Here is a 23314-nt window from a genome sequence, read left to right on the forward strand (position 1 = left end):
GGCGATCGGTCGTTGACACGGCTCGCAGCGTCGCGTTGCATCGGCGATGTGGGCGAGGAAGTCAAGGCCACCACGTTCAGCGGTGCCCAACGCCGGGACTACCGGCGCAAGGTCCAGCTGTCGCTCGACGTGTTCGAGACCATGCTCGCGCAGTCGAGCTTCGAATGCGAACGGCCACTGACCGGCATGGAAATCGAGTGCAATCTCGTCGACGAGCAGTACCGCCCCGCGATGGCGAACCGCGAGGTGTTGGAAGCCATCGCCGATCCGGCGTTCCAGACCGAATTAGGCGCCTACAACATCGAATTCAACGTTCCGCCGCGGCCGCTGCCCGGCACGTCGGCGCTGGAGCTCGAGTCCGACGTGCGCGCCAGCCTCAATGCCGCCGAGACCAAGGCCAATCAGCACGGTGCGCACATCGTGATGGTCGGCATCCTGCCGACGCTGATGCCCGAGCATCTGACCGGACAGTGGATGAGCGAGTCGAGGCGGTATCGGGCGCTGCAGGAATCGGTGTTCATGGCCCGCGGTGAAGACATCGTCATCGACATCTCCGGTCCCGAACGGCTGAGCCTCCAAATGACTTCCATCGCACCGGAATCCGCGTGTACCAGCATGCAACTGCATTTGCAGGTGTCACCCGCCGACTTCGCCAACAACTGGAATGCCGCGCAGGTGCTGGCGGCGCCGCAGCTGGCGCTCGGAGCCAACTCCCCGTACTTCCTGGGCCATCAACTTTGGGCCGAGACCCGCGTCGAGTTGTTCCTGCAAGCCATCGACACCCGGCCCGACGAACTCAAGGCGCAGGGCGTCCGGCCGCGAGTCTGGTTCGGAGAGCGGTGGATAACGTCGATCTTCGACTTGTTCGAGGAGAACGTTCGCTACTTCCCGTCGCTGCTGCCTGAAATCTCCGACGAGGACCCGGTCGCCGAGCTGGCGGCCGGGCGAGCACCGCAGCTGCACGAGCTGACACTGCACAACGGCACGATCTACCGCTGGAATCGGCCGGTGTACGCCGTCGTCGACGGGCGCCCGCATCTGCGGGTGGAGAACCGTGTGCTGCCGGCGGGTCCAACGGTCATCGACATGATGGCCAACGCGGCGTTCTACTACGGCGCGCTGCGAGCTTTGTCGGAGGACGACCGGCCGTTGTGGACGCAGATGAGTTTCGCTGCCGCACAAGAGAATTTCGGCAACGCGGCCCGGTTCGGTATGGCCACGCGACTGTACTGGCCCGGCATGGGCACCGTCAGCGCCGACGAACTCGTGCTGCGGCGGCTGCTGCCGTTGGCCGACGAGGGCCTGCGCCGGTGGGGCGTGGCGGCGACGGTCCGCGATCGCTATCTTGGCGTCATCGAGGGCCGCGCCAAAGCCGGCGTCAACGGCGCCGCGTGGCAGGTGCAGACGGTCAACGCGTTGCAGGAAGAACACGGGCTGACCCGTCCGCGAGCGCTCTGCGAGATGCTGCGGCGCTACACCGAGCGCATGCACAGCAACGAGCCGGTACACACGTGGGAGCTGTAGGTTGAACCTCATGCCGGATCAGCTGATGAATTGGGACGAGATCTATCGGGAGCAGGGCTTCTTCGAAGGACCGCCGCCCTGGAACATCGGTGAGCCACAGCCAGAGATCGCCACACTCATCCGCGAGGGCAGGTTCCGCAGCCCGGTCCTCGACGCCGGCTGCGGTCTGGCCGAAGCGTCACTCGCGCTGGCGGAGCAAGGCCACACCGTCGTCGGCATCGACTTGACACCCACCGCAGTGGCCGCGGCCACCAAGGCAGCGCAGGAGCGCGGGCTGAGAACCGCGACGTTCGTCCAGGACGACATCACGTCGTTCACCGGCTACGACGGCCGATTCAACACCATCCTCGACAGCACGCTGTTCCACTCACTGCCAGTGGAAAGCCGCGACGATTACCTGCGCGCCGTCCACCGCGCGGCTGCGCCCGGTGCGACGTACTTCGTTTTGGTGTTCGCCACCGGTGCATTTCCCCAGGGCACCGATTTGCCGTTGCCGAATGTGGTCACCGAAGACGAACTGCGCGAAGCAATTTCAAGGTACTGGCAGATCGACGAGATCCGCCCGGCGTTCATTCATGCCAATATGCCGCAGCTTCCCGATGCGGCGCCGCCGCAGTTCGACCTCGACGAGAAGGGCCGGCAGAAGATGCCGGCGTTTCTGCTCACCGCTCACAAAGCGAACTGACCGCCTCCGCGAAGGTCGTCAACTCCCGTTCTGTGACGTCGACGTGCGGCGACAGCCGCAAAACCGGAGTGGCCAATTCCAGCGGTGCCCGCTGCGGTCCGGCGACAGTCGTCACGATCCCGTGGCGCGCGATCAACTCGGCACGCACCTGCCCCACGTCGACTCCGTCGGTCGGCGCCAGGGTCGTGATCGCCGTCGGCGCGTCGACCGGTTCGACCACCTGCCAGCCCGCTAGGTCGCCGAGCACGGTGCGGGTCAGATGCCCCGCCGCCGCCAGTCCTTCACGTACCTGGGCAGGACCGTACTGGACGTGTTCGGACACGGCGACCGAAAAGCCCACGCGTGCAGCAATATTGGCCTCGCCCATCTCGAGGCGGCGCAGCGGTGAGATGTCGGTTGCCCACTGCGGCGGCGGTATTCGGGGGCGCAGCGTCGCCGCCCGGTCAGGGTGCACAGCCACGACGCCGACTCCGCGCGGACCGGCCAACCACTTGCGTGACGTCGCGTAGATGACGTCGGCATCCACCGCGCAGTCGACGTGGCCGAGCCCTTGCGCTGCGTCGATCACCAGCGGCACGCCGAATTCCCGGCACGCCTCGGCGATTTTGTGTGCCGGCTGCACGATGCCGCGGTGGCTGGGCACCACGGTCAAATGCATCAGCGACGGCGCATCGGCCGCCAGTCTGCGGGCCAGCTCGTCGACCGCGACGATGCCCAGCGAGTCGACCGGCGCCAGCGTCACCTCGAAGCCGTTCGCGGCCATCACCGCGAGGTTGGGCCCGAATTCGCCTGGGACGCAGGTGATCACCCGGCGCTCGTCGGGCCAGGCGCTGAGCACAAGGTCCAGCGCATGGGCCGCGCCGGTGGTGAACACCACGTCGGCGGCGGTAAAGCCCGTCAAGGCGCCGACGGCCGCGCGCCCGGCCGTCAACGTGTCTTCGGCTTGCTGCGCGGCGACGTACCCGCCGACCTCGGCCTCGCGACGCGCATGCGCCGCCGCCGCGTCGATCGCCGCGAAGCTCTGCCGCGAGCAGGCCGCACTGTCCACATGCACACCGCTGACCGCCGGCCGGGCCTCGCGCCAGCGCTCTGCCAGGCTCATTTCACCGCGAGCGACAAGCCGAAGTCACCCGCCGGATCGGTCCACCAATGGGCCAATTGAAGTCCAGCGCAAGCAAGTTCGGCGCTCACCCCATCCCGCCTGAACTTGCACGACACCTCGGTCAGCATCTCCTCTGCCGCCGCGAAGCGAACGGTGAGATCCAGCGCCCCGACCCTAATGGTCTGCGTCACCGTCGATCTCAGCCACATTTCGATCCGCTCCTGCGCGGAGTTCCAGCGGGCGACGTGTTCGAACGCATCCAGGTCGAAGTCCGCGTCGAGCTCCCGGTTCACCACCGCCAGCACGTTGCGGTTGAACGCCGCGGTGACTCCCGCACTGTCGTCGTAAGCCCGCACCAGCCGGTCAGGGTCTTTCACGAGGTCGGTGCCAAGCAGCAGGCTGTCACCTGGGTGCATCACCCCGGCCAACGTCGCCAGAAAGTGCGCGCGCGGACCCGGCGTCAGGTTGCCGATGGTGGACCCGAGGAATGCGATCAGTCGCGTTCCGCCACAGGGTATTTCGGTAAGGTGCTGTTCGAAGTCGCCGCATACCGCTGCCACCTCGATGCCCGGATATTCGGCCAGGATCGCGGTGCCTGCCGTCTGCAACACGCCCGCGTCGACGTCGAACGGGATGAACCGCCGCAGCGTGCCCTGCCGATGCAGGGCGTCGAGCAACATGCGGGTCTTCTCCGACGTCCCGCTGCCGAGTTCGACGAGTGTGTCGGCACCGCTGAGTTCTGCGATCGCTGCCGCCCGCGCCCGCAGGATCGTCGCCTCCGTGCGGGTCGGGTAGTACTCCGGCAGCCGGGTGATCTGGTCGAACAACTGGCTTCCGGTGTGGTCGTAGAACCACTTCGGCGGCAACGTCTTCGGCGTCTGCGTCAACCCCTGCAGGACGTCGCGGCGCAACGCCCGGTTGGCGGAGTCTGCCTCGAGGTGGTTGGCCAGCATGACGCTCATTGCACCCCTCTCAGCGGAGTCAGCGTGACGGCGCGGCCGTCGACAACCACGAGGTGACGGTCGGGCACGTCGTCCCAGGCGGGGTTGTCGTCGAACGGCTCGCTGGCCACCACGACGCCGTCGTCGCCTGCTAGGACCGACAGAGTGTCGCCCCACGTCGTGGCTAACAGCTGGTTGCCGTCGGCGGCAAGAATGTTCAGGCGCGCGTCGGGATCGGCCGCTGCGATGTCGGTGATGGTGTCTTCGAGTGCATCGAGGCCGCGATCGAAGATCAGGGCCGCCAAAAGCGCACTGTCGACCGTTGATTCGGCATGTGGGGCGGGTGGCAACGCCGCACGGTTCACCACGCCGTTGTGGGACAGCAACCACTGACCGTCGCTGAACGGGGCCGATGCCGAGGCTTCCACCGGCATCCCGACCGTCGCCGAGCGGACCGCCGCGACCGCACAGCTGCTTCGCAGCACCGGTGCGATAGACGCGAACGAGGCGTCGCTCCACAGCGGCGACGCACTGCGCCAGCGCCTGGGCACCCCGGCGCCGTCGAAGAACCCGACACCCCAGCCGTCGGCGTTCAGCAGTCCGTGCTTTTGACGGCGCGGCGAATACGATTGCACCACAAGCCCGTACGGCGGATCGAGCATCAATGACGCCAACGAGCGCGGCTCACCCAGCCAGCCCAGGTGCCGGCACATCAGACGTCCCACGCCAATCGGACGCCCGAAAAGATCTGCCGGCGGATCGGGTGGTCCCAGTTGCGGAAGCTGGGCCGCAGGATCTCCCGGCCAACCGCCCACGACCCGCCGCGCAACACGCGGTAGTCGCCGTCGAAGAACGGCTGCGAGTAGCGCTGGTAGATCATCGGTGTGAAACCCGGCCACGGCCGCAGCGGCGACGACGTCCACTCCCACACGTCGCCCAGCATCTGCTCGGCGCCGTATGCGGACGCACCCGCCGGGTAGGCACCTACGGGTGCAGGCCGCAGCGCCGCACCGCCCAGATTTGCCAATTCCGTTGTCGGCTCGGCATTTCCCCACGGGAAGCGACGGCGGCCCTGCATCTGCGGATCCCACGCGCACGCCTTCTCCCACTCGATCTCGGTAGGCAGGCGGGCGCCGGCCCACGCGGCGTACGCCTGCGCTTCGAAGTACGTCACGTGCTGCACGGGCTCGTCGGGCGGGAGGTCTTCGACGTGGCCGAACCGGGTGCGGGTGCCGTCGCCGTTCCAGAACTGCGGCATCACCAAACCAGCCTGGAGACGATGCTGCCAGCCCCGCGTCGACCACCACTGCGGCGTGCGGTAGCCGCCGTCGTCGACGAATGCCTGCCACTCGGCATTGGTGACCGGCACGCGACCGATGCGAAACGACGGCACGTCGACGACGTGGGCCGGGCGTTCGTTGTCGAGCGAGTCCGGTTCAGTGTTCGCGTCGACGCCGAGCACGAACGGCCCGCCGGGCACCAGCACCGACGTGCCGGCCACACCGGGCCGCCCTTGCGGCAGTGCCGCACCCGGCTGCAGAAGCGGTTCACCGACGCGCAAGTTCAGCGCCTGCAGCATCGTTTCGTCGTGCTGATGCTCGTGGCTCAGGACGAGTGCGAAGGGAAACAGTGGCTGGTCGTCTGGCACCCCGTCGAGCGCATCGAGCGCCTTGTCGCGCACCGTGCGGCAGAACGCACGCGCTTCGCTGGGAGACAGCAGCGGCAGATCCACCCGGCTGGCGCGCGAGTGGACGAACGCGTCGTACAGCGATTCCTTCGGGCCGAGCATGCTCGGGCGGTCGGGGTTGCCGCCGCGCAGCAGCCACAGTTCCTCTTGCTGGCCGATGTGGGCCAGATCCCACACCAGCGGACTCATCAGCGGGTCGAATTGGCGGCGCAGCTCGTCGTCGTCGACGTCGACCAGCGCCAAGGTCCGTTCTCGCGCGGCGATCAGATCACGTGCCAGCCGGTCGCGTGTCGAGATCACCCTTCGCTCCTCGCCAGTTCCGTCACCGCTGCTGCCACCCCGCAACAGATCGCCCGCTCGGCGAATTCCTCACCCGGACAGCCTGCCTGCTCGACGATGCGGACCAGCCGCTGCATCGAAGAGTGCAGCGACGGCGGAGCACGATCCGCGGCCGCGGCGATGCAGCGGGTGGCGCTGGCGTGCAGCCGCCGGTCGGCCAGCCCAACCCGGGCGGCGACATCCCACGCCGTGGCAACCGGCTCGGTGGCCTCTGCCGCCAGGTCGGCCGCGGCAGGGTCGTCCAGCAGCGTGACCAGGGTGAAAACCACAGCCGGCCAGAGGGCGTCGGGCACGCTGTCGAGGTAGCGCACCTCCAGCCAGCGCCGCGGCCGCACCGGCGGGAACAACGTGGTCAGGTGGTAGTCCAGGTCGGCTGTGGTAGGGCGGCGTCCGGCCAGACTCGCCCGTCCGTCGACCCAGTCCGCGAAGGCGACATAGCGGGTGACCGGTACCGCGTCTGGGCCGTGCACGAGCATCACCGGCGCGCGCAGGGCGTAGCGGGCCCAATCGCTGGCTGGGTCGTCGCCGGTGGCGCCGAGCACCGGACCGCAACGCGCGACGTCGAGTTGGCCCCACACACGCTGCCGGGTGCTGCGCCAGCCAGTGAACGACCCGGCCAGCAGCGGGGAATTGGCCGAGATCGCGATCATCGTCGGGCCGAGGGCGTGCGTCAGGCGAACTCTGTCGGCCCAGCCGTGCGCCGGGCCGGCATCCACGTTGACTTGCACCGATGCCGTCGACGTCATCATCGCTGCGCCCGCCTCGCCGGTGTTCGCGGCGGCGAAGTGCTTCTCCATGGCCTGATAGCGGGCACCGGGATTCACTCGCTGCGGCGGCCGCAGCGGATCCGTGCCGAGCAGCACCAGCCCGAGACCGGCTTGAGCGAATGCCGTCCGCAGCACCGCTCTGTCGGCCGTCAGCGCGTCGATGGCGGCGACGGCACCCCACATCGGCGGGGTGGACAACTCCACAGCGCCGCCCGGCTCGACGGTGACGCGACTGCCCCCGGGAAGTTCGGGTAAGGCGGCGATGACGTCGCACAGTTGGATCCAGCCCGGTCGACGCTGGGGCGCGGCGATGTCGAAGCAGTGTGCCTCCAACTCCAAGCCGACCAGACCCACCGGTGTCTCGGTGAGGCAGGTGGCGGCGATGTGATCGGCCGCGGCGCTGACCGAGTGGAGGGTCTGATCCTGCACCTCTGACGCAACCGCGATGTCGGCCTGGGCCATTCCTCCATCTTGTTGCAGAGGACCGACAAGTTCTCGCCGATTGGCGTGACGGCTCGGTGACAGGTGAGCGTCGCGCTACTGGCCCAGCGAGTTCTGCATCGCGCCGGCCAACGCGTTCACTGCCGGGCCGCCGTTGCCCGACTGGCACACTTTGGCTTGCAGCAGCACGTTCTCGCGGCGACGGGTTTGCGTGAAGCAACGCCGATCGGTGCCGGCCTCCTGCTTCACCCACTCCTGGTCGGTGGCGTTTTGCAGTCCGCTCGAAAACGACCACACCTGGTTGGTCCCGTCGGCAAAATGCATGGCTGTGGTCTGGCCGGCGCAACCGACGGTGCGGTCAACCACCCGATGAAAAGCGCGATCGGCGGCGTCGTTGGTGGCGAAGACACCGACCGCCTGTTTCACGAAATGCGTCTCGTCCGTCGGCGATTCCTTGGTTTCGGCACCGTTGAACGAGGCGAGGTCGGGATCGAGGTACACCTCGGGCAGCCCGATGTCGGCCCAGTTGTTGCACGCCGGCACGTCCACCCAGTAGCCCTGGAACGGCTCGGTGAAGAAGTTCTCCCACCGCATCGTCGCACCGACGATGTTGCCGACCGACCCCTTGCCCATCACCGCGTAGTTCACGACGCCGGGCTCGGAGGGCCTGGCGTGCGCCGGCGCCGCGAGGCCGGCTGCAACGCCGACACCGAGCGCTGCAGCGGCCCAGCGAGCTGCGCTAAACCTTCGCCGAGAGCTCAACGTCGACGTTGCCGCGGGTGGCTTTGGAGTACGGGCACACCTGGTGCGCCTTTTCCATCAGCTCATCGGCCTGCGTCTGCTCGAGCCCGGGCAGGTAACCGATGAGCTGCCCCGTCAGGCCGAAGCCGCCCTCCGAGTCCTTGCCGAAGCCGATGCGCGCGGTGATTGCCGTGGCGTCGTCCAGGTCGATCTTCTCGTTGCGAGCGACGAGCCGCAGCGCACCCAGGAAGCACGCCGCATAGCCGGCCGAGAACAGCAGTTCGGGGTTGACGCCCTCTCCGCTGCCACCCATCTCCTTCGGTGGGCGGGTGTCGAGGTCGATCTTGCCGTCGGTCGACTTCACATGGCCGTCGCGGCCTCCGCCGGATGCCGTGGACTCTGCGGTGTAAACGACTTCGATGCTCATGGGCTCGATCATGCCAGCCTCGGTCGAGACGGCAAGACGCCCGTCGCGATTCGCCGAACTACCCGCCGTTGCCGTTCAGCTTCGCCCGCACGCCTTCCTCGACCTTCTTGCCCAGGTCGGCGTCGACGTTGCGCCAATACTCGAACACCCGTGACAGCACCGGCTCCTTCACGCCATCGGACACGTGCCCGATGATGTTGTGCGCCAGGCGTTCTCGGGCCGCATCGTCGAGCACTTCACGCACCAACGTGCCGGCCTGCCCCCAGTCGTCGTCGTCCGGCCGCAACGTGTACGCCGCACGCACCATGTCGCCGTCCGAAGCCCAGTGCACTTCAGCTGCGCGCCGGGGATCGGCCTCGGGGCCGCCCATCGAGTTCGGTGTGTACACCGGATCGGTGACGTTGCGGATGCGCATCGCCCCGTCCTTGTTGTAGCTGTGCACCTCGACTTTGGGAGTGTTCACCGGAATCTGCTTGTAGTTCACGCCAAGTCGGGCACGGTGGGCGTCAGCGTATGAGAAGCCGCGCGCCAGCAGCATCTTGTCCGGTGACAGCCCGGTGCCCGGCACCATGTTGTTCGGCTCGAAGGCCGCCTGCTCCATTTCGGCGTGGTAGTCGGTGACGTTGCGGTTCAGCGTGAGCCGACCGACTTCGTGCAGCGGGTAGTCACCGTGCGGCCACACCTTCGTCAGGTCGAACGGGTTGAATCGATACGTCTTGGCTTCCTCGAACGGCATGATCTGCACGTTGAGCGTCCAGCTCGGATAGTTGCCGTCCTCGATCGCCTCGTAGAGGTCGCGCTGGTGGTAGTCGCCGTCCTCGCCGGCCAGCCGGTCACCTTCCTCCTGGGTGAGGAATTCGATGCCCTGGTCGGTCTTGAAGTGGTACTTGACCCAGAACAATTCGCCGTCGGCGTTGATCCAGCTGTACGTGTGGCTGGAGTAGCCGTTCATGTGCCGCCAGGTCTTGGGGATGCCGCGGTCACCCATCAGCCAGGTCACCTGATGCGCCGATTCCGGCGACAGGGTCCAAAAGTCCCACTGCATGTGGTGGTCGCGCAGATTGCTTGCCTGCAGGCGCTTCTGGCTGCGGATGAAGTTCTGGAATTTCATCGGGTCGCGCACGAAGAACACCGGGGTGTTGTTGCCGACCATGTCGAAGTTGCCTTCGCTGGTGTAGAACTTCACCGCGAAGCCGCGCGGGTCGCGCCATGTGTCTGGGCTGCCGCGCTCGCCGGCGACCGTGGAGAAGCGGACCAGCGTGTCGGTCTTGGTGCCCGGCTGAAACACCGCGGCCTTGGTGTACTTGCTGACGTCCTGGGTGACTTCGAAGTGGCCGAACGCCCCGCCCCCCTTGGCGTGCGGCTGGCGCTCCGGGATGCGCTCCCGGTTGAAGTTCGCCATCTGCTCGATGAGGTAGTGATCATGGAGCAGGATCGGGCCGTCCGGACCGACCGTCAGCGAGTGCTCGAAGCTGGGTACCGGTGCTCCGCCGTCAGTTGTCGCGTACTTCTCCGCCATTTCGTCTCATCTCTCTCGGTGCTGGCTGTCGCACCCCTACAGGTACCCACTACACGTACCCCAATAGACCGACCAGACGGCGCCGAACGTGCGCCAGTGGCGAAAAGTTCGCCGGCGACGCACGTTCGGCGCACGTCGGCTACGGACGCGGTGGCGCGGGAACGCTCGTCGGCGACGGCGGATTACCGGGACCACCCGGCGCGCCCGGCGCACCCGGGCCCATCTGACCCGGGCCCATCTGACCCGGGCCCTGCCAGGGTCCCGGGCCCATCGGGGGCGGTCCGCCGCGGTGGAACATGTGCACGCCGCTGTGGCCCCGGAAATGGCCTAATCCGGAGCCGGAATGCTTGCCGATGATGAACCCGGAGAAGAACACCACGGCGACGATGAACACCACGCCGGCCACGATGCCGACCCAGGCCAGCACTTGGTTGAGCCGGCTCGGCCTCGGGCGGGCCGGCTCCTCGGTCCGGACGGGAGTAGTTGGTTGTTCAGCTGTTTCGGTCATGCTTCGATGATGCGAGCCAAAACCATCCGTGGGCGCGATCGTCGTTATGAATTGGCTATGAATGTGCCAGGTGCGTCCGGAGCGCGCGCTGCTTGGTCAGGGCTTGAACGGGTTGACCGCGAACCCATTCCTGCACGTTTGGCTAATAGGACCTGACTAGAGGCAGTCCATGGACGCAGCTCAAAAGCGTTGACGTTGCTGGCGGCATTAGAGCAGTTCAGGAACGCCTCCGGACGCGCTGCGGACGCCGCAGGCTGCCACACAGTCGGACTACGGATAGATGTGGTACGGCGGCTGCCCGAGAGGCGTGGGCGGCGGTGCGGCCGGGTCGTACGGGTAGCAGCGGCCCACTGGGGGGACGTAGCCGCTGATTTGCCCGAACTGGCCATAGCTGGCTTGGGGCGTGGTTTGGAAGCAGCGGTCCCAGCTGCCGTCGGGGCGAATGGGGCCGTCGCAGTACTGCGCGAACGCCTGAGCCTCGCAGCCCGCCGATGCGGGGGCGGCGAAATCGAGCGCGGCAGCTCCGCAGGCGACGATGGCGGCAATCCATGCGGAGGCGGTGCGGATCACTGAACTCCTGTCAGCTGGTCTGGGCAGTACGCCAACGCTGCTGCGTGCGCGAGGTTGGCGCCGTGGGTGAGACCCATGGGACCGTTGAGTATCTCCTCGAGTGCTGCTGCTTTCTCACCTGCATGGGCGCGGTCGCAGAAGCTGTGGGCGGAGGCGAAGAGGGTTTCGCGCGGGGTGTTGTCGAAGTAGTGGTCCTTGGTGATTTGCGCTAGGAAGACGCGGTCTTGGTCGGTTATTGCGCCGTGCGGCGGTACCGATGTCTGGACCACGGTCTGGGTGTGGGTAACTGTGCTGGGCGCGGCGGCGTGGTCGCCGCCTCCGCATCCAGCGGTCACCAATGCCAGTGCTATCACAGCAAACCCCCAGCGGTTCATGAGGTGGAGCGTACAACGGACGCGCGGAGGGATGCTGGCGAACGGAAGTGTGCTGTCAGCGGTCACGCTTGCCTAGCCATTTTTCGTCAGCGCGGCGCGTCGCTCGGTAGGGCGAACCCGAAGTTCGACCCGGAGCAGGCCGACGCGGTGCGGCGTGCCCACGCAAACGGGGAAACGGTGGCGGCGCTGGCGCGTGTGCACAGGGTGTCGCGGCCGACGATCTACAGGTTGTTGGAAGGTGCGCGATGACTGAGCGCAAAGGCGAAGCCGGGGAGAGTTACTACTGCGCCGCGTGCGGTTGTCCCGTCAACGGGCATGACGCCGAGGGCATTTGCCACGCCATCGACCTCCCCGAGCTCGGCGCTGTAAATGACTGCATTTGTCCGGCACTCAAGACGACGGGCGGCCGTTGCCGCCGCATGTGCAGATGCCGGCCGAATCTGGCGCGTAGGTGAGTGCTTGAAGTGCGGTTGAATCCTGAGGAGCTGGAGGCGTTGGAGGCGATCGCGGCGCGGCGTGAACTACCGGTATCGACGATCGCTCGGGCGCATCTGCTGGGTTTGTCGCCGACGAGCAAGGGACATCGCCCAGCTGACCTGTGCTCTTCGAGTGGTCAAAGGCCAGCGATGACTCAGCGTTCGTTGAAGCCGATGCTGTATCCGTCAAGCCATAGGCCGTGATCGGACAAGTGCCACTCCACTGAGCCGGGCCGGGCATCCGTCGGTTCGAATGGATTGGCTTGCTCGGTTTGACCGTTGTGTGCGGCTTCACGGCCCATGCAGAACGCGCAGTCCTCGTCCTCGTTTATCAGCTCGTCGTCGTCTTCGTCGTCCATGAACTCGATGTTGCTGGCGCGGATATCCTCGACGAGTTTCGCCACGTGGGACGGCAGATCACCGGGTGCCCTGCTTTCACCGTCCACTAGGTCGACGCTAGCGCGAGGACAAGGGTGGTCCAACCCTTTTGCAGCCGGCGAACATCTGCGCATCTTTGGCGTGTCGCGTTCGGGGGGTGCAAATCGGCACAGGTTTCTGACCATGAGAACGACGATCACGTATGCACCGAACCTTGGTGTTTGCGCAGCTAAATTGGTGATTTGCTCACCTGGCGGGCAGCTGTGCACCCCACTAGTCAAACGTGTCGCGTCATGACAAGAACACTTATGTTCGATCCGATGCAGATGACGCCGGTGATCGCGCAGGGCGGTTGGGAGCGCTGAAGTCTCGGGGGGTGCCGGACGAAGATCCGCGGGTGGTCGAGTGCGGCCAGGCGCTGGCGTATCACGGCTGCATCGGGCTATTGATGCTGAGGCGGGCCAGCTTTCGCGCCACGGCGCGGAGCGGCTCGTTGAGGAACTGCGGGCGGTGGCGCGGTGAACCTGTCTCGCCGTTGCCACCGCCCGCCACGCGCAGGCGTCAGTGCCAGCGACTCACCCGAGCGTCTCGGCCCGAGGCCGAGGCGGTTCGAGATCCCGAGTTGAGTTCTCCCAGGGCCACGCGCGGGAGCGGCGTCGTAGGCGGCTGCACCTTCAGTACGGCGGTGACTTCGATCTGGTCAGCGAGGTTCGGGACGTTGTGGGGCCGTTAGCTGTTAAAGTCGCCGCGGGTGCATTCCCGGTCGACGCTGCGCGACACCTCGCATCCGGACAAGCCGCTGGCTCTGCGGCCGGAGGTGGAGGGTGTCGCCGATGCGGTGCACGGGCTGCGCGCCAAGGTGGTCGAGTTGTTGGCCGGTGAACAGTTGCGCTCGGGCGCCTGGATGGATGTGGCGGCGGCGCATGTTGAGCCGCTGGCGGCCGATTTGGCGGCGCTTCTGAGGCGTTCTGCGGTGTCGGCGGCTGGTGTCTGCGGTGTCGGAGGCGCTGCGTCCGTTTGATCGGGCTGCGCTCGAGTTGACGTGCGCATTCCGAAAGACGCTGAGCGGCAGCGTCTGCTGGCTGAGTTGCCAGCGCGTGAGACGCGACGCAAGGCGGATTTGGAGCGCGAGCGCCGTTCGCGTGCGCTGGCGAGGCTGGGGTTGTCGTGAGCGCACCGGCCGCGCTTCCAGCTGTTGAGTTTGAGGCACCTCTTGTCAACCCGGCGCCCGGCGGGCTGTATGCGGTGACGAACTGGACCGAAAGCACGGGACCGAGCAGGTTTTTGGGTGAGGGGATGCGGGTCCGGCCACACAACTATGGCGGTGAGGACGCGTTCGGGGTGTGGGGCGCTTTCGTGATGCGCGAGCCCTCAAGATCTGAGGCCTGAGGACGTTAAGGCGGGTGAGCGGCCTGGATATTTGGACCCGTTTGAGCCGGTCACGGTGTGGGCGCACGACGAGTGCGATTTGACGGCGCCTGCGCAGGGAGGTGAGGGTTCGGACTCAGCAGAATCTACGGTTGCTTGAGCAGATCGCGGTGGAGCGTGAGGTTGGTGCGCGTCTGTTGCTAGATGCTGGTGCGCCTACCGTCTTGATGACATCGTGGAGGCGGTTGGTGCGCTGGAATCGATTCTGGCGCAAACGAATACGGTCGGGTCCATCCATGCTGGTGCAGGTATGGCTGGGCCTGCTGTAGCGGCTCAGCTGGCTGTCAGGTCAGGTCCGGTGTTGAAGACTCCGTTGGGTCATACGTGGGTGTTCGGCGGCGGCTATGTAGAGGCGCTTGGTAACACGCTGGTGGCGACGTCGCCGACGTCTGGTTGGCGTGATGAGGTTGCGGTGCGCGAGACGATCAAGGCTGAGTGGAATCAGTTCGTGGTTGTCGGCGAGCGGTCGGTGGTGGTCGCCTATGAGGCAGTGATCGGTGCGGTGGAGATCACGCCATGACGGCCGCAGCCCAGTGCGTACAAGTGCGGACAATCCTGCCGGGGTTTGTTGGGAGTGTGGCGGGCCGTGCTTGACGTTCAAGGGTTCTGAGCATGGCTGGCGTTGTCGTGCGTGTCTGGGCCGATATTTGGGGGCTGGGAGGCTCGGCGGGTGGCCAGGTCGGAGAAGGCGAAACAAGGTGGATGCGCAGCCTGGTTCACAAGGATTGGCTTCTGTCGGTGATGAGTCGCGCCGGTCGTTACCTCGGCTGCGCCGGCGCCTGTACTGGCTGCCCGTCCCAAGCCGGTGAAAGGGCCTCTAATCTGAGCGCACGTGAGCGTGAGCAGATCAAACTGTGTTTTCACGAGGCTGGTCACCAGGTAGCGGCGGTGTTCGGTGGTGTGATCCATTCGGCGATAATGACTTCCGACCGGGTGACCGGTGTGCAAGGCCCGAAGCCAATGGGCACGATGCGGGCTGGTGGGCGTGCGGTCGAGGTCGCGTATGGGGGCCCGTGGGCACAGGCGCGGTGGCGTGCGGGCCACCGGCCGACTCAGCGGGAGATGTGCGCCGTGCTGTACACCTCAGGTTGCCGTGACTACCGGGAGTATCTGAGCGGTGAGACGGCGCTGAGGACTCGTGTGGAATCGTTGCTTGAGTCGTGTTGGGCCGCGGTCGTCATGGCGCCGTAGAAGCTGTTGCGCAACAGCGAGATTCGCCATGAGGATGTGTGTGCGGCGCTGGGCATTTCGGATCGCGGTGGTTCAAGCAGCGTTGAGCTGGCATTGATCCGTAGTGGCAGCGCGCCGGGCAGTTTCACGGTGACACGGTCGGTTTGAGTGACCCTCCCCGATCACTGTCCCGCACACCTCCGCCCGACGTATGTCGGGCTTCCCGAGCTACAGCTACTAACGCGAAGATTCGAACGGCTAGATATCACAGTGCCCCAATAGCATTCGCCGGATTTCTGCGGTCTACAGACCACATGGCGCATCAATGTGAGGATCTTTGAGAACCGCCCCTTGGCTGGCCAGACGGGTTGGGTCGAGGAACGGACACCGTTGGACGGCGCGGCGTTTCGTAGGTTTGACCGCCGGAGCGGAACGCGTCTCCGTTGGTATCTCTGCCCTGCTGCGGTTGCTGCGCGCCACCAGAGCGTGCATTGAATGTGAATGGTTGGTGGCTGCTGCTCATTGGATCTCTCCCCTATTCAGGTCGGTCGAGAAGTAGTGTTTCCGAGCTATCCACTTGAATCCTTCGTGGAGGCTGATTCCGGCTACTTCGACCGGTCCCCCCACTGTATCTGGCCCCAGGAGGAAGTGGCTATAGCCAGATGTAGTCTCCACCATGAACTTTGCCAAAGCGATCGCGTCGGGAAACGGCATCGCAACATGAACAGGCGCTTTGTGGTGACGCTCAAGCATCGCTATGAGGTCGGGGTGGTTAGCTGGATCAATCGCCTGGAGGAGGTCCCCTTTCAGTTTCTTGTCGTACCCGTCAAAGAGCCTTTCGACGGCGTCTGGCTGGGCGTACGCGCGGTAGCCGTACTGGTCAGTTGATTGTTCGAGCGTGGGCGTAGGGGGCTCTGTGCAGTTTCCATGGAACTCGAGCTTCCAGACCTCCGGTTGATCCGATCCGGACGAGTAGCCGGCTACTACATAACCGAGTTGGCCAGGCCAGGCCGTCAGGCCAGTTTGCTGTAGAGAATCGCAGAACATCTCGGCGACCCGATTGGCGACTTCTTCGACGGTGTAGGTGTCGTCCAACGCCCAGTCCTGATGCGCTTGGTCGCGACCCATTAGCCTGAGACGCAGGCTCTTAGACACGGTCGAAATGCTCGCTGGCCCAATCTGACCCAGCCCCCAAGTCATCGCTCCGATGGGGAGCTGCCGATGCAGGTGGAAGATTTTGTCGGCGTTGTTGTAGACCTGGTGCGATCCGTTGGACAGCAAGATTGTGCCGGCGGAGTCCGTTGCGAGCGCGATGCCGTCGTATACCTTGACCCAAACTGCAACGGTCATGAGCTCCATCGAATCATCTGGTGCGTGAACTACTGGCCGCAACGGGACGGTCACGACCGCATTGAAGCATTTTGCGGCGACATTTTCGCACTTGGCGCGCCGTCGGGCTCGGGCGATCGATCAGAAGTCGCATCCCAAGGACCGCCGCCAGGCCCGGCGTCGACTCGCCGTCCCGTGGCGGCACGTGGTGGATGATCACCGTGCCCGGCCTCGACGCCCACGTGCTTCCGGACGGCTCGATCAACATCGGTGACACCGCTCAGGCTCGGCATTGCGGCGAGATCAAAAATGCCGTCTGACTAAGGCTTGAACGGGTTCACCGCGAATTGGATGACCCGATACGGCGCACGCGAGCGCGGATCGACGTTGTGCCACTGGCTGACGAAGATCCGCAACTCGTCGAGCGTCGACCCCGGCGAAATGTAGCCGCCGTAGGCTTGCGACAGCCGATTGTCGTCTGGCGGCGGCAGCGTCTCCGGCGGGTCGGGCCAGGGCGCCGCCCTAACCACCGTGGTGACCGGCGCGGTGCCCAGACCGGTCGGGTGCTCGGCCACCCGGACCTCGATGTCGCCGGTCGTCAGGTTCAGATATGAGAGCACCACCTTGCCGTCGATCTGCTTGATGCTCATTTCGCCGACCTTGTCACCCCACAGCGGTGTCGGCGCCTTGTTCCACCCCCCGTCGGGGCCAGGTGACCCCGACCAGCCCTGCCAGCTCGACCGGTCGGTGAACGCCTCCGGTTTGGCCCGATACAACGTGACGGGCTGGGTGCGGTCGAAGTTGTTGGCGACGATGTACACCCACCCGGTCGGCGACTCGCCGGTGGGCACGGGGTCGTAGTACCCGCTGATCTGGGACTGCCGGCCACCCTGGAAGCTCGCGTCACGTGCCGAACCCGGCACTGTCCGCCAACCTGGTTGCGCCGCTTGGGCTTTCACCAGCCGCGAACTCTGCGGCACCAAGTTTCGCACCGTGGTGACCAGGAGGTAATTGTCGCGGTTGATCTGCACCACACCGGCCGGCAACTGCGAATCGCCCGCGGGCGTGGGATCGGCCAGCAGCGGTGTGTCGATGCCCATGACGCGGTCGTAGCGCACGCCGGCCGGGTCGTCGATCGAGTCGGTGTCGACGTGCAGTGCGATCGGCGCGTACCAGCCACCGAAGCCGACGCCCTGGCCGGCGAAGCTGTCGCCGCACACCTGCAGGATTCCGCTCGGAAATTCCATGAACTCGCACAGGTCGGTCGCACCGATGCCGTAGTCGCGGGTCGGCGTTCCAGTACCGGCCACCGGACCGATGCGCACCACCTGACCCTCGGCCAGCGGCCCGAGGACAGGTTGCGGCTGCGGCGCCGGCGGATCCGCGAGCGCGGGTGCCGCGGTGAGGACGGCGACCGCGGCCAGCGCCGAAACGGTATTCCGCGTGGCCTTCACTAGCACTTTTCCGCGTGGAATACCGTTTCGGCGGCTAGAGCTGAGCCGTCAGCAGCTCGGCGATCTGGATGGTGTTCAGCGCGGCCCCCTTGCGCAGGTTGTCGCCGGAGACGAACAGCGCGAGCCCGCGGCCGTCGGGAACACCGGGATCCTGGCGAATGCGCCCCACCAGCGACTCGTCGATTCCGGCAGCGGCCAGCGGTGTCGGCACGTCGACCAATTTCACGCCCGGCGCATCTGACAGCAGCTCTGTCGCGCGCTCGACCGACAGCGGGCGGGCGAACTCCGCGTTGATCGACAGCGAGTGGCCGGTGAAGACCGGCACCCTTACACATGTCCCGCTGACCGCCAGGTCGGGGATGCCGAGGATCTTGCGGCTCTCATGACGCAGCTTCTGGTCTTCGTCGGTCTCGCCGGAGCCGTCGTCCACCAGTGAGCCGGCCAGCGCCACCACGTTGAATGCTATTGGCGCCACGTACTTTTCGGGCTTCGGGAAAGCCAGTGCGCTGCCGTCCTGCACCAGCTGCTCGGCGTCGTCGATCACGGCGCGGGCTTGCGCAGCCAGCTCGGACACCCCGGCGACGCCGCTACCCGACACCGCCTGGTACGTCGACGCCACGATCCGCACCAGCTCGGCCTCGTCGTGCAGCACCTTGAGCACCGGCATCGCCACCATCGTGGTGCAGTTCGGGTTGGCGATGATCCCCTTCGGCCGGTGCGCGGCCGCCGCGAAATTCACCTCGGACACCACCAGCGGCACGTCAGGGTCTTTTCGCCATGCCGACGAGTTGTCGATCACCGTGACGCCGGCGTCGGCGAATCGCGGCGCCTGCACCCGCGACGTCGACGCGCCCGCTGAGAACAGCGCGATGTCCAAACCTTTCGGATCGGCGGTCGCGGCGTCTTCGACCTCGATCTCCTGTCCCCGGAACGCCAGCTTGCGTCCGGCCGAGCGCGCCGACGCGAAGAACCGCACCGAGGTGGCGGGAAAGTCGCGTTCGTCGAGCAGCTTGCGCATCACCTCGCCGACTTGGCCGGTGGCGCCGACGACTCCGATCGCGACCATCTAGCGGCCCGTCCCTGCGTACACCGTCGCGACCTCGTCGCCGCCGAGTCCGAATGCCTCGTGCAGCGCGGCCACCGCCTTGTCGAGCTCAGTGTCCTTGACCAGCACCGAGATTCGGATCTCCGAGGTGGATATCAGGTCGATGTTGACGCCCACCTCGGCCAGAGTCTCGCAGAAGGTCGCCGTGACACCGGGATGGCTGCGCATGCCGGCGCCGACGAGTGAGACCTTGCCGACGTGGTCGTCGTAAAGCACTCGGGTGAAACCGATTTCGACCTGCTGCGCCTTCAGCTGCTCGACGGCACGCGGGCCGCTCTCGCGCGAACAGGTGAACGTGATGTCGGTCTTGCCGTCTTCCACCTTCGACGCGTTCTGCAGCACCATGTCGATGTTGATGTCCGCATCGGCGAGGACGCGAAAAACCTTGGCGGCGTAGCCCGGAACGTCGGGAATCCCTACCACGGTGACCCGCGCCTCGCTGCGGTCGTGCGCGACTCCGGTGAGAATGGCGTCTTCCATGGGGATGTCCTCCATCGATCCGGCCACCCAGGTGCCGGGCTTGTCCGAGTATGACGACCGGACGTGTATCGGAACGTTGTAGCGGCGGGCGTACTCCACACAGCGCAGCATCAGCACCTTGGCACCCGACGCAGCCATCTCCAGCATCTCCTCGAAGCTGACCTTGTCGAGCCGTCGCGCGTTGGACACGATGCGCGGGTCGGCGGTGAAAACTCCGTCGACGTCGGTGTAGATCTCGCACACGTCGGCGTTCAGCGCCGCAGCGAGCGCGACGGCGGTGGTGTCGGAGCCGCCACGGCCCAGCGTGGTGACGTCCTTGCTGTCCTGGCTGACGCCCTGAAAACCGGCAACGAGCACGATCAGCCCTTCGTCCAGAGCGTCGCGCAGTCGGCCCGGCGTGACGTCGATGATCTTCGCGTTGCCGTGGGTGCTCGTGGTGATCACACCGGCCTGCGAGCCGGTGAACGAGCGGGCCTTCGCGCCGAGCGAGTCGATCGCCATGGCGACCAGCGCGTTGCTGATCCGCTCACCCGCGGTGAGCAGCATGTCCATCTCGCGGGGTGGCGGCGCCGGGCAGACCTGCCTGGCCAGGTCGAGCAGTTCGTCGGTGGTGTCGCCCATCGCCGAGACCACGACGACGACCTCGTTGCCTTGTTTCTTCGTCTCGACGATGCGCTCGGCGACGCGGCGGATACGGTCGGCGTCGGCGACCGACGATCCGCCGTATTTCTGCACCACGAGCGCCACGGTTGAGACCTTTCAGGAAAGCGGTTTCACCAAGAATAAGGGTTTGGCGCATGTCATTTTGGCTGGCGTAGCGTGACCGAGGTGACTGACCGGAGCGCCGACACGAGCGTTCCGATCCATCCGGTGCTGGCCGCGCGCTGGAGCCCTCGGGCGTTCGACGCGACGGCGGTACTGACCGCCGAGCAGATAACGGCCCTGCTCGAGGCCGCGCGGTGGGCGGCAACGTGGGGCGATCGGCAGCCGGTGCGGTTCATCGTCGGCCTGCGCGGCGACGAGACGTTCACGAAGATCGGCGAGCTGCTCAAACGCGGCAACAGCTACGCAAAGCTGGCCAGCGCGCTGATCATGGTGTGCGTCGACGAGGGTCCGGACGAGAAGACCGCGCGCTATGCCGGGGTCGACGCCGGCGCGGCGATCGCACAGCTGACGGTCGAAGCTGTGTCACGGGGACTGGTCGCACACCCGATGGCCGGCTTCGACGCTGTCAGCGCACACGAAGTGTTCGCGTTGCCCGACGACGTGCGCGCGCTGGCGGTCGTGGCCGTCGGCACGCTGGGCGACTACACGTCCGTCGACCCCACGGTCGTCGAACGCGACGCACGGGGACGGCGGCGTCTGCCGCTGGACAAGATCGCGTTCGCGGGCCGCTGGGGCCAGCCGTTTCGCCCGTAACGCCCGGCTGGATGGCGCGGCGGCCGGTGGAGTACAGTAGCCGTACTGTGTTTTCTGTGCGGGTGCTCCTTCTCGGCAGCCGCGACGGGGTCTGATCCAGACCGGCTTCCCGTCGCGGGTGTTCGCGATGCGCCGGTCGTAGTTCGCAACTCCCGGAAAGCAAAGCAAAATGACCCCCACCGATCCTCGCGTTGAAGTAATCGACAACGCCGACGCGTTCGTGTCAGCCCGCACCATCAAGACACCGTCCGGACCGCCACGCCCCGGCCAACCGGTGTGGAACACGCAGCGCGGTTCCTCGATGCCGGTGCATCGGTATCGCTCGTTCGCCGACGAGGTCGAGCCCATTGCGCTGCCCGACCGCACCTGGCCCGACCGCGTCATCACCCACGCGCCGATGTGGTGTGCGGTGGACCTGCGTGACGGCAATCAGGCGCTGATCGACCCGATGAGCCCGGCCCGCAAGCGGCGGATGTTCGACCTGTTGATTCGCATGGGCTACAAGGAAATCGAGGTCGGGTTCCCGTCTGCCAGCCAGACCGACTTCGACTTCGTGCGCGAAATCATCGAGCAGGGCGTGATTCCCGACGATGTCACCATCCAGGTGCTGACGCAGTGCCGCCCGGAGTTGATCGAGCGGACCTTCGAAGCGTGCGCGGGTGCGCCGCGAGCGATCGTGCACTTCTACAACTCGACGTCGATTCTCCAGCGCCGGGTGGTGTTCCGTGCCGACCGCGAGGCGGTGAAGCAGATCGCCACCGACGGCGCGCGCAAGTGCGTCGAGGAAGCCGCGAAATACCCTGGCACACAATGGCGTTTCGAGTACTCACCCGAGTCGTACACCGGGACCGAGTTGGAGTACGCCCTCGACGTGTGCAATGCCGTCGGCGACGTGATCGAGCCCACGCCGGAGCACCCGATCATCTTCAATCTGCCGGCGACCGTCGAGATGGCCACCCCGAACGTATACGCCGACTCGATCGAATGGATGCACCGCAACCTGGCCCGTCGCGACAGCGTGATCCTGAGTCTGCATCCGCACAACGACCGCGGAACCGCTGTTGCCGCAGCAGAATTGGGCTTCCAGGCCGGCGCTGACCGCATCGAGGGGTGCCTTTTCGGCAACGGCGAGCGCACCGGCAACGTCTGCCTGGTGACGCTGGGCCTGAACCTGTTCAGCCGCGGCATCGACCCGCAGATCGACTTCTCCAACATCGACGAGATTCGTCGCACCGTGGAGTACTGCAATCAGTTGCCGGTCAACGAACGTCATCCCTACGGCGGCGATTTGGTGTATACCGCGTTTTCGGGCAGCCACCAGGACGCGATCAACAAGGGTCTGGACGCGATGAAGTACGCCGCGGACGAAGCCGGCGCCGACGTCGACGACATCTTGTGGCAGGTGCCGTACCTGCCGATCGACCCGAAGGACGTGGGGCGCACCTACGAGGCAGTGATCCGCGTCAACTCGCAGTCCGGCAAGGGCGGCGTCGCCTACATCATGAAGGCCGACCACGGCCTGGTGCTGCCGCGCCGCTTGCAGATCGAGTTCTCGCAGGTGATCCAGAAGATCACCGACGGCGAGGGCGGCGAGGTGTCGTCGAAGGAGATGTGGGACGTCTTCGCCGACGAGTACCTGCGGCCCGTGCGTCCGCTGGAGCGGGTACGCCAGCGGGTGATCGCCGCGGAGACGGACGGCGGCACCGATGCGATCGAGGCGACCGTCCTGGTCAACGGAGTGGAGACCGAGATCCGCGGCGAAGGCAACGGCCCGCTGGCGGCTTTCGTCCATGCGCTGTCGACGGTCGGCATCGACGTGCAGGTGCTCGACTACGCCGAGCATGCGATGTCGTCGGGTGAACAGGCCCAGGCCGCTGCCTATGTGGAGGCGTCGGTGAACGGTCGGACCGTGTGGGGCGTGGGCATCGCGACGTCGATCACCACCGCGTCGCTGCGCGCGGTGGTGTCGGCGGTGAACCGGGCCTCGCGCTAGCTGCGTGATTTCGGCGCGCAAAACGACGCTGCGCGACGTTTTGCGCGCCGAGATCACCTTTACAGCGGGATCCAGATGGAGCCGAGCCAGATGCCCCAGCCCTGGTGATCGATGTCCCAGACCACCGGCGCGTTCGGCGCGTAGCCCGGAGGGGCAGGACGCGGCGGCGCCCAGGCGGGCGGTTCCCCGACGTGCGGCCCGCGGTCGGGCCCCTGCTGTCCGCGGTCGGGGCCCTGCGGGCCGGGTCCGGCATCACCCGGCCACGGCTGAGCGGGTCCCGGCTGGCCCGGTCCCGGCGGTGGCTCAGCGCTGGCCAGACCGGCGCCGACGCCCAGCGCCGCCGCGCCCAACCCGCCGGCAATAGTGGCGCCGGCAATCAACTTGGTGATCTTCATCTCATGAACTCCGTTCTGCGGTCCGGCCCAAAACCGCTCTGTCTCAGTGCAATTGGATGCAT

Annotated in this window: 23 protein-coding genes; 6 read left to right on the plus strand and 17 right to left on the minus strand. The window is 66.3% G+C overall.

Annotated elements, in window-relative coordinates; all coding sequences use genetic code 11:
* Positions 1 to 48: 48 nt before the first annotated feature.
* Together AC5Y4N_RS04200 and AC5Y4N_RS04205 are read left to right on the plus strand one after the other, a co-directional pair.
* Positions 49 to 1524 carry a glutamate-cysteine ligase family protein gene (locus AC5Y4N_RS04200; RefSeq protein ID WP_499907398.1) on the plus strand — a complete coding sequence of 492 codons (1476 nt, stop codon included), beginning with the start codon at positions 49 to 51 and terminating at the stop codon, positions 1522 to 1524.
* Between the two features lie 10 nt (positions 1525 to 1534).
* A complete protein-coding gene (locus AC5Y4N_RS04205; protein ID WP_499907400.1) occupies positions 1535 to 2209 on the plus strand; it encodes a methyltransferase domain-containing protein in 675 nt (224 codons plus the stop codon).
* On the opposite strand, the gene egtE is transcribed toward AC5Y4N_RS04205, so the two are convergent.
* From egtE to AC5Y4N_RS04265, 12 genes are all read right to left on the minus strand, one after another.
* Positions 2187 to 3311, minus strand: coding sequence for an ergothioneine biosynthesis PLP-dependent enzyme EgtE (gene egtE, locus AC5Y4N_RS04210; RefSeq protein ID WP_499907402.1), 1125 nt, complete (start codon positions 3309 to 3311; stop codon positions 2187 to 2189). The two genes, AC5Y4N_RS04205 and egtE, sit on opposite strands and share 23 nt — an antisense overlap.
* The gene (gene egtD, locus AC5Y4N_RS04215; RefSeq protein WP_499907404.1) at positions 3308 to 4273 is read right to left on the minus strand and encodes an L-histidine N(alpha)-methyltransferase; all 966 of its coding nucleotides are present in this window, start codon (positions 4271 to 4273) and stop codon (positions 3308 to 3310) included. The genes egtE and egtD overlap by 4 nt, the downstream gene beginning before the upstream one ends.
* Positions 4270 to 4965 carry an ergothioneine biosynthesis protein EgtC gene (gene egtC, locus AC5Y4N_RS04220; protein WP_499907406.1) on the minus strand — a complete coding sequence of 232 codons (696 nt, stop codon included), beginning with the start codon at positions 4963 to 4965 and terminating at the stop codon, positions 4270 to 4272. Before egtC ends, egtD begins: the two co-directional genes overlap by 4 nt.
* Positions 4965 to 6236: an ergothioneine biosynthesis protein EgtB gene (egtB, locus tag AC5Y4N_RS04225; RefSeq protein WP_499907513.1), complete on the minus strand. Its 1272-nt coding sequence runs from the start codon at positions 6234 to 6236 to the stop codon at positions 4965 to 4967. Before egtB ends, egtC begins: the two co-directional genes overlap by 1 nt.
* The gene (gene egtA, locus AC5Y4N_RS04230) at positions 6236 to 7507 is read right to left on the minus strand and encodes an ergothioneine biosynthesis glutamate--cysteine ligase EgtA (protein ID WP_499907408.1); all 1272 of its coding nucleotides are present in this window, start codon (positions 7505 to 7507) and stop codon (positions 6236 to 6238) included. The genes egtB and egtA overlap by 1 nt, the downstream gene beginning before the upstream one ends.
* 75 nt (positions 7508 to 7582) lie before the next feature.
* Positions 7583 to 8248, minus strand: a complete 666-nt coding sequence (locus AC5Y4N_RS04235; RefSeq protein WP_499907410.1) for a sensor domain-containing protein — start codon at positions 8246 to 8248, stop codon at positions 7583 to 7585.
* Positions 8226 to 8654, minus strand: a complete 429-nt coding sequence (locus AC5Y4N_RS04240) for an organic hydroperoxide resistance protein (protein WP_499907412.1) — start codon at positions 8652 to 8654, stop codon at positions 8226 to 8228. Before AC5Y4N_RS04240 ends, AC5Y4N_RS04235 begins: the two co-directional genes overlap by 23 nt.
* Positions 8655 to 8712: 58 nt before the next feature.
* The gene (locus AC5Y4N_RS04245; protein ID WP_499907414.1) at positions 8713 to 10173 is read right to left on the minus strand and encodes a catalase; all 1461 of its coding nucleotides are present in this window, start codon (positions 10171 to 10173) and stop codon (positions 8713 to 8715) included.
* Positions 10174 to 10312: 139 nt separating this feature from the next.
* Positions 10313 to 10681 carry a hypothetical protein gene (locus AC5Y4N_RS04250; protein ID WP_499907416.1) on the minus strand — a complete coding sequence of 123 codons (369 nt, stop codon included), beginning with the start codon at positions 10679 to 10681 and terminating at the stop codon, positions 10313 to 10315.
* 270 nt (positions 10682 to 10951) lie between these two features.
* On the minus strand, positions 10952 to 11251 hold the full coding sequence (locus AC5Y4N_RS04255; protein ID WP_499907418.1) for a CDGP domain-containing protein: 300 nt from the start codon (positions 11249 to 11251) through the stop codon (positions 10952 to 10954).
* Complete coding sequence (locus tag AC5Y4N_RS04260) at positions 11248 to 11625, minus strand: DUF732 domain-containing protein (protein ID WP_499907420.1); 378 nt, start codon at positions 11623 to 11625, stop codon at positions 11248 to 11250. The genes AC5Y4N_RS04255 and AC5Y4N_RS04260 overlap by 4 nt, the downstream gene beginning before the upstream one ends.
* Before the next feature lie 631 nt (positions 11626 to 12256).
* Positions 12257 to 12547: a hypothetical protein gene (locus AC5Y4N_RS04265; protein WP_499907422.1), complete on the minus strand. Its 291-nt coding sequence runs from the start codon at positions 12545 to 12547 to the stop codon at positions 12257 to 12259.
* A gap of 683 nt (positions 12548 to 13230) precedes the next feature.
* Between AC5Y4N_RS04265 and AC5Y4N_RS04270 the strand changes: the two genes are divergently transcribed.
* Positions 13231 to 13500 carry a hypothetical protein gene (locus AC5Y4N_RS04270; protein WP_499907424.1) on the plus strand — a complete coding sequence of 90 codons (270 nt, stop codon included), beginning with the start codon at positions 13231 to 13233 and terminating at the stop codon, positions 13498 to 13500.
* Between the two features lie 705 nt (positions 13501 to 14205).
* Complete coding sequence (locus AC5Y4N_RS04275) at positions 14206 to 14427, plus strand: hypothetical protein (RefSeq protein WP_499913766.1); 222 nt, start codon at positions 14206 to 14208, stop codon at positions 14425 to 14427.
* 1169 nt (positions 14428 to 15596) lie between these two features.
* Here AC5Y4N_RS04275 and AC5Y4N_RS04280 read toward each other — a convergent pair.
* The 4 genes from AC5Y4N_RS04280 to AC5Y4N_RS04295 all read right to left on the minus strand — a co-directional run bounded on the left by AC5Y4N_RS04280 (position 15597) and on the right by AC5Y4N_RS04295 (position 20192).
* Positions 15597 to 16436 (minus strand): hypothetical protein, encoded by an 840-nt coding sequence (locus tag AC5Y4N_RS04280; protein ID WP_499910663.1) that lies wholly within the window; start codon positions 16434 to 16436, stop codon positions 15597 to 15599.
* A 290-nt stretch (positions 16437 to 16726) separates the two neighbouring features.
* Entirely contained in the window at positions 16727 to 17830 is a 1104-nt protein-coding gene (locus AC5Y4N_RS04285) for a DUF4185 domain-containing protein (RefSeq protein ID WP_499911029.1), read from the minus strand.
* A gap of 64 nt (positions 17831 to 17894) precedes the next feature.
* Positions 17895 to 18926, minus strand: a complete 1032-nt coding sequence (locus AC5Y4N_RS04290; protein ID WP_499910665.1) for an aspartate-semialdehyde dehydrogenase — start codon at positions 18924 to 18926, stop codon at positions 17895 to 17897.
* Positions 18927 to 20192 (minus strand): aspartate kinase, encoded by a 1266-nt coding sequence (locus AC5Y4N_RS04295; RefSeq protein WP_499910667.1) that lies wholly within the window; start codon positions 20190 to 20192, stop codon positions 18927 to 18929.
* 81 nt (positions 20193 to 20273) lie between these two features.
* On the opposite strand from AC5Y4N_RS04295, the gene AC5Y4N_RS04300 reads away from it, so the two are divergent.
* Together AC5Y4N_RS04300 and leuA are read left to right on the plus strand one after the other, a co-directional pair.
* On the plus strand, positions 20274 to 20864 hold the full coding sequence (locus tag AC5Y4N_RS04300) for a nitroreductase family protein (protein ID WP_499910669.1): 591 nt from the start codon (positions 20274 to 20276) through the stop codon (positions 20862 to 20864).
* Positions 20865 to 21033: 169 nt separating this feature from the next.
* Entirely contained in the window at positions 21034 to 22857 is a 1824-nt protein-coding gene (gene leuA, locus AC5Y4N_RS04305; RefSeq protein WP_499910671.1) for a 2-isopropylmalate synthase, read from the plus strand.
* Between the two features lie 59 nt (positions 22858 to 22916).
* On the opposite strand, the gene AC5Y4N_RS04310 is transcribed toward leuA, so the two are convergent.
* Positions 22917 to 23252 carry a hypothetical protein gene (locus tag AC5Y4N_RS04310; protein ID WP_499910674.1) on the minus strand — a complete coding sequence of 112 codons (336 nt, stop codon included), beginning with the start codon at positions 23250 to 23252 and terminating at the stop codon, positions 22917 to 22919.
* Positions 23253 to 23314 lie beyond the last annotated feature (62 nt).

It is taken from the genome of Mycobacterium sp. NGS19 (assembly GCF_059813155.1).

Bases quoted from the DNA above. Each gene is read 5' to 3' on its own strand.
- AC5Y4N_RS04205 (WP_499907400.1), top strand. From the start codon at position 1,535: ATGCCGGATCAGCTGATGAATTGGGACGAGATCTATCGGGAGCAGGGC.
- egtE (WP_499907402.1), bottom strand. From the start codon at position 3,311: ATGAGCCTGGCAGAGCGCTGGCGCGAGGCCCGGCCGGCGGTCAGCGGT.
- egtD (WP_499907404.1), bottom strand. From the start codon at position 4,273: ATGAGCGTCATGCTGGCCAACCACCTCGAGGCAGACTCCGCCAACCGG.
- egtC (WP_499907406.1), bottom strand. From the start codon at position 4,965: ATGTGCCGGCACCTGGGCTGGCTGGGTGAGCCGCGCTCGTTGGCGTCA.
- egtA (WP_499907408.1), bottom strand. From the start codon at position 7,507: ATGGCCCAGGCCGACATCGCGGTTGCGTCAGAGGTGCAGGATCAGACC.
- AC5Y4N_RS04240 (WP_499907412.1), bottom strand. From the start codon at position 8,654: ATGAGCATCGAAGTCGTTTACACCGCAGAGTCCACGGCATCCGGCGGA.
- AC5Y4N_RS04245 (WP_499907414.1), bottom strand. From the start codon at position 10,173: ATGGCGGAGAAGTACGCGACAACTGACGGCGGAGCACCGGTACCCAGC.
- AC5Y4N_RS04250 (WP_499907416.1), bottom strand. From the start codon at position 10,681: ATGACCGAAACAGCTGAACAACCAACTACTCCCGTCCGGACCGAGGAG.
- AC5Y4N_RS04260 (WP_499907420.1), bottom strand. From the start codon at position 11,625: ATGAACCGCTGGGGGTTTGCTGTGATAGCACTGGCATTGGTGACCGCT.
- AC5Y4N_RS04280 (WP_499910663.1), bottom strand. From the start codon at position 16,436: ATGGAGCTCATGACCGTTGCAGTTTGGGTCAAGGTATACGACGGCATC.
- AC5Y4N_RS04290 (WP_499910665.1), bottom strand. From the start codon at position 18,926: ATGGTCGCGATCGGAGTCGTCGGCGCCACCGGCCAAGTCGGCGAGGTG.
- leuA (WP_499910671.1), top strand. From the start codon at position 21,034: ATGACCCCCACCGATCCTCGCGTTGAAGTAATCGACAACGCCGACGCG.
- AC5Y4N_RS04310 (WP_499910674.1), bottom strand. From the start codon at position 23,252: ATGAAGATCACCAAGTTGATTGCCGGCGCCACTATTGCCGGCGGGTTG.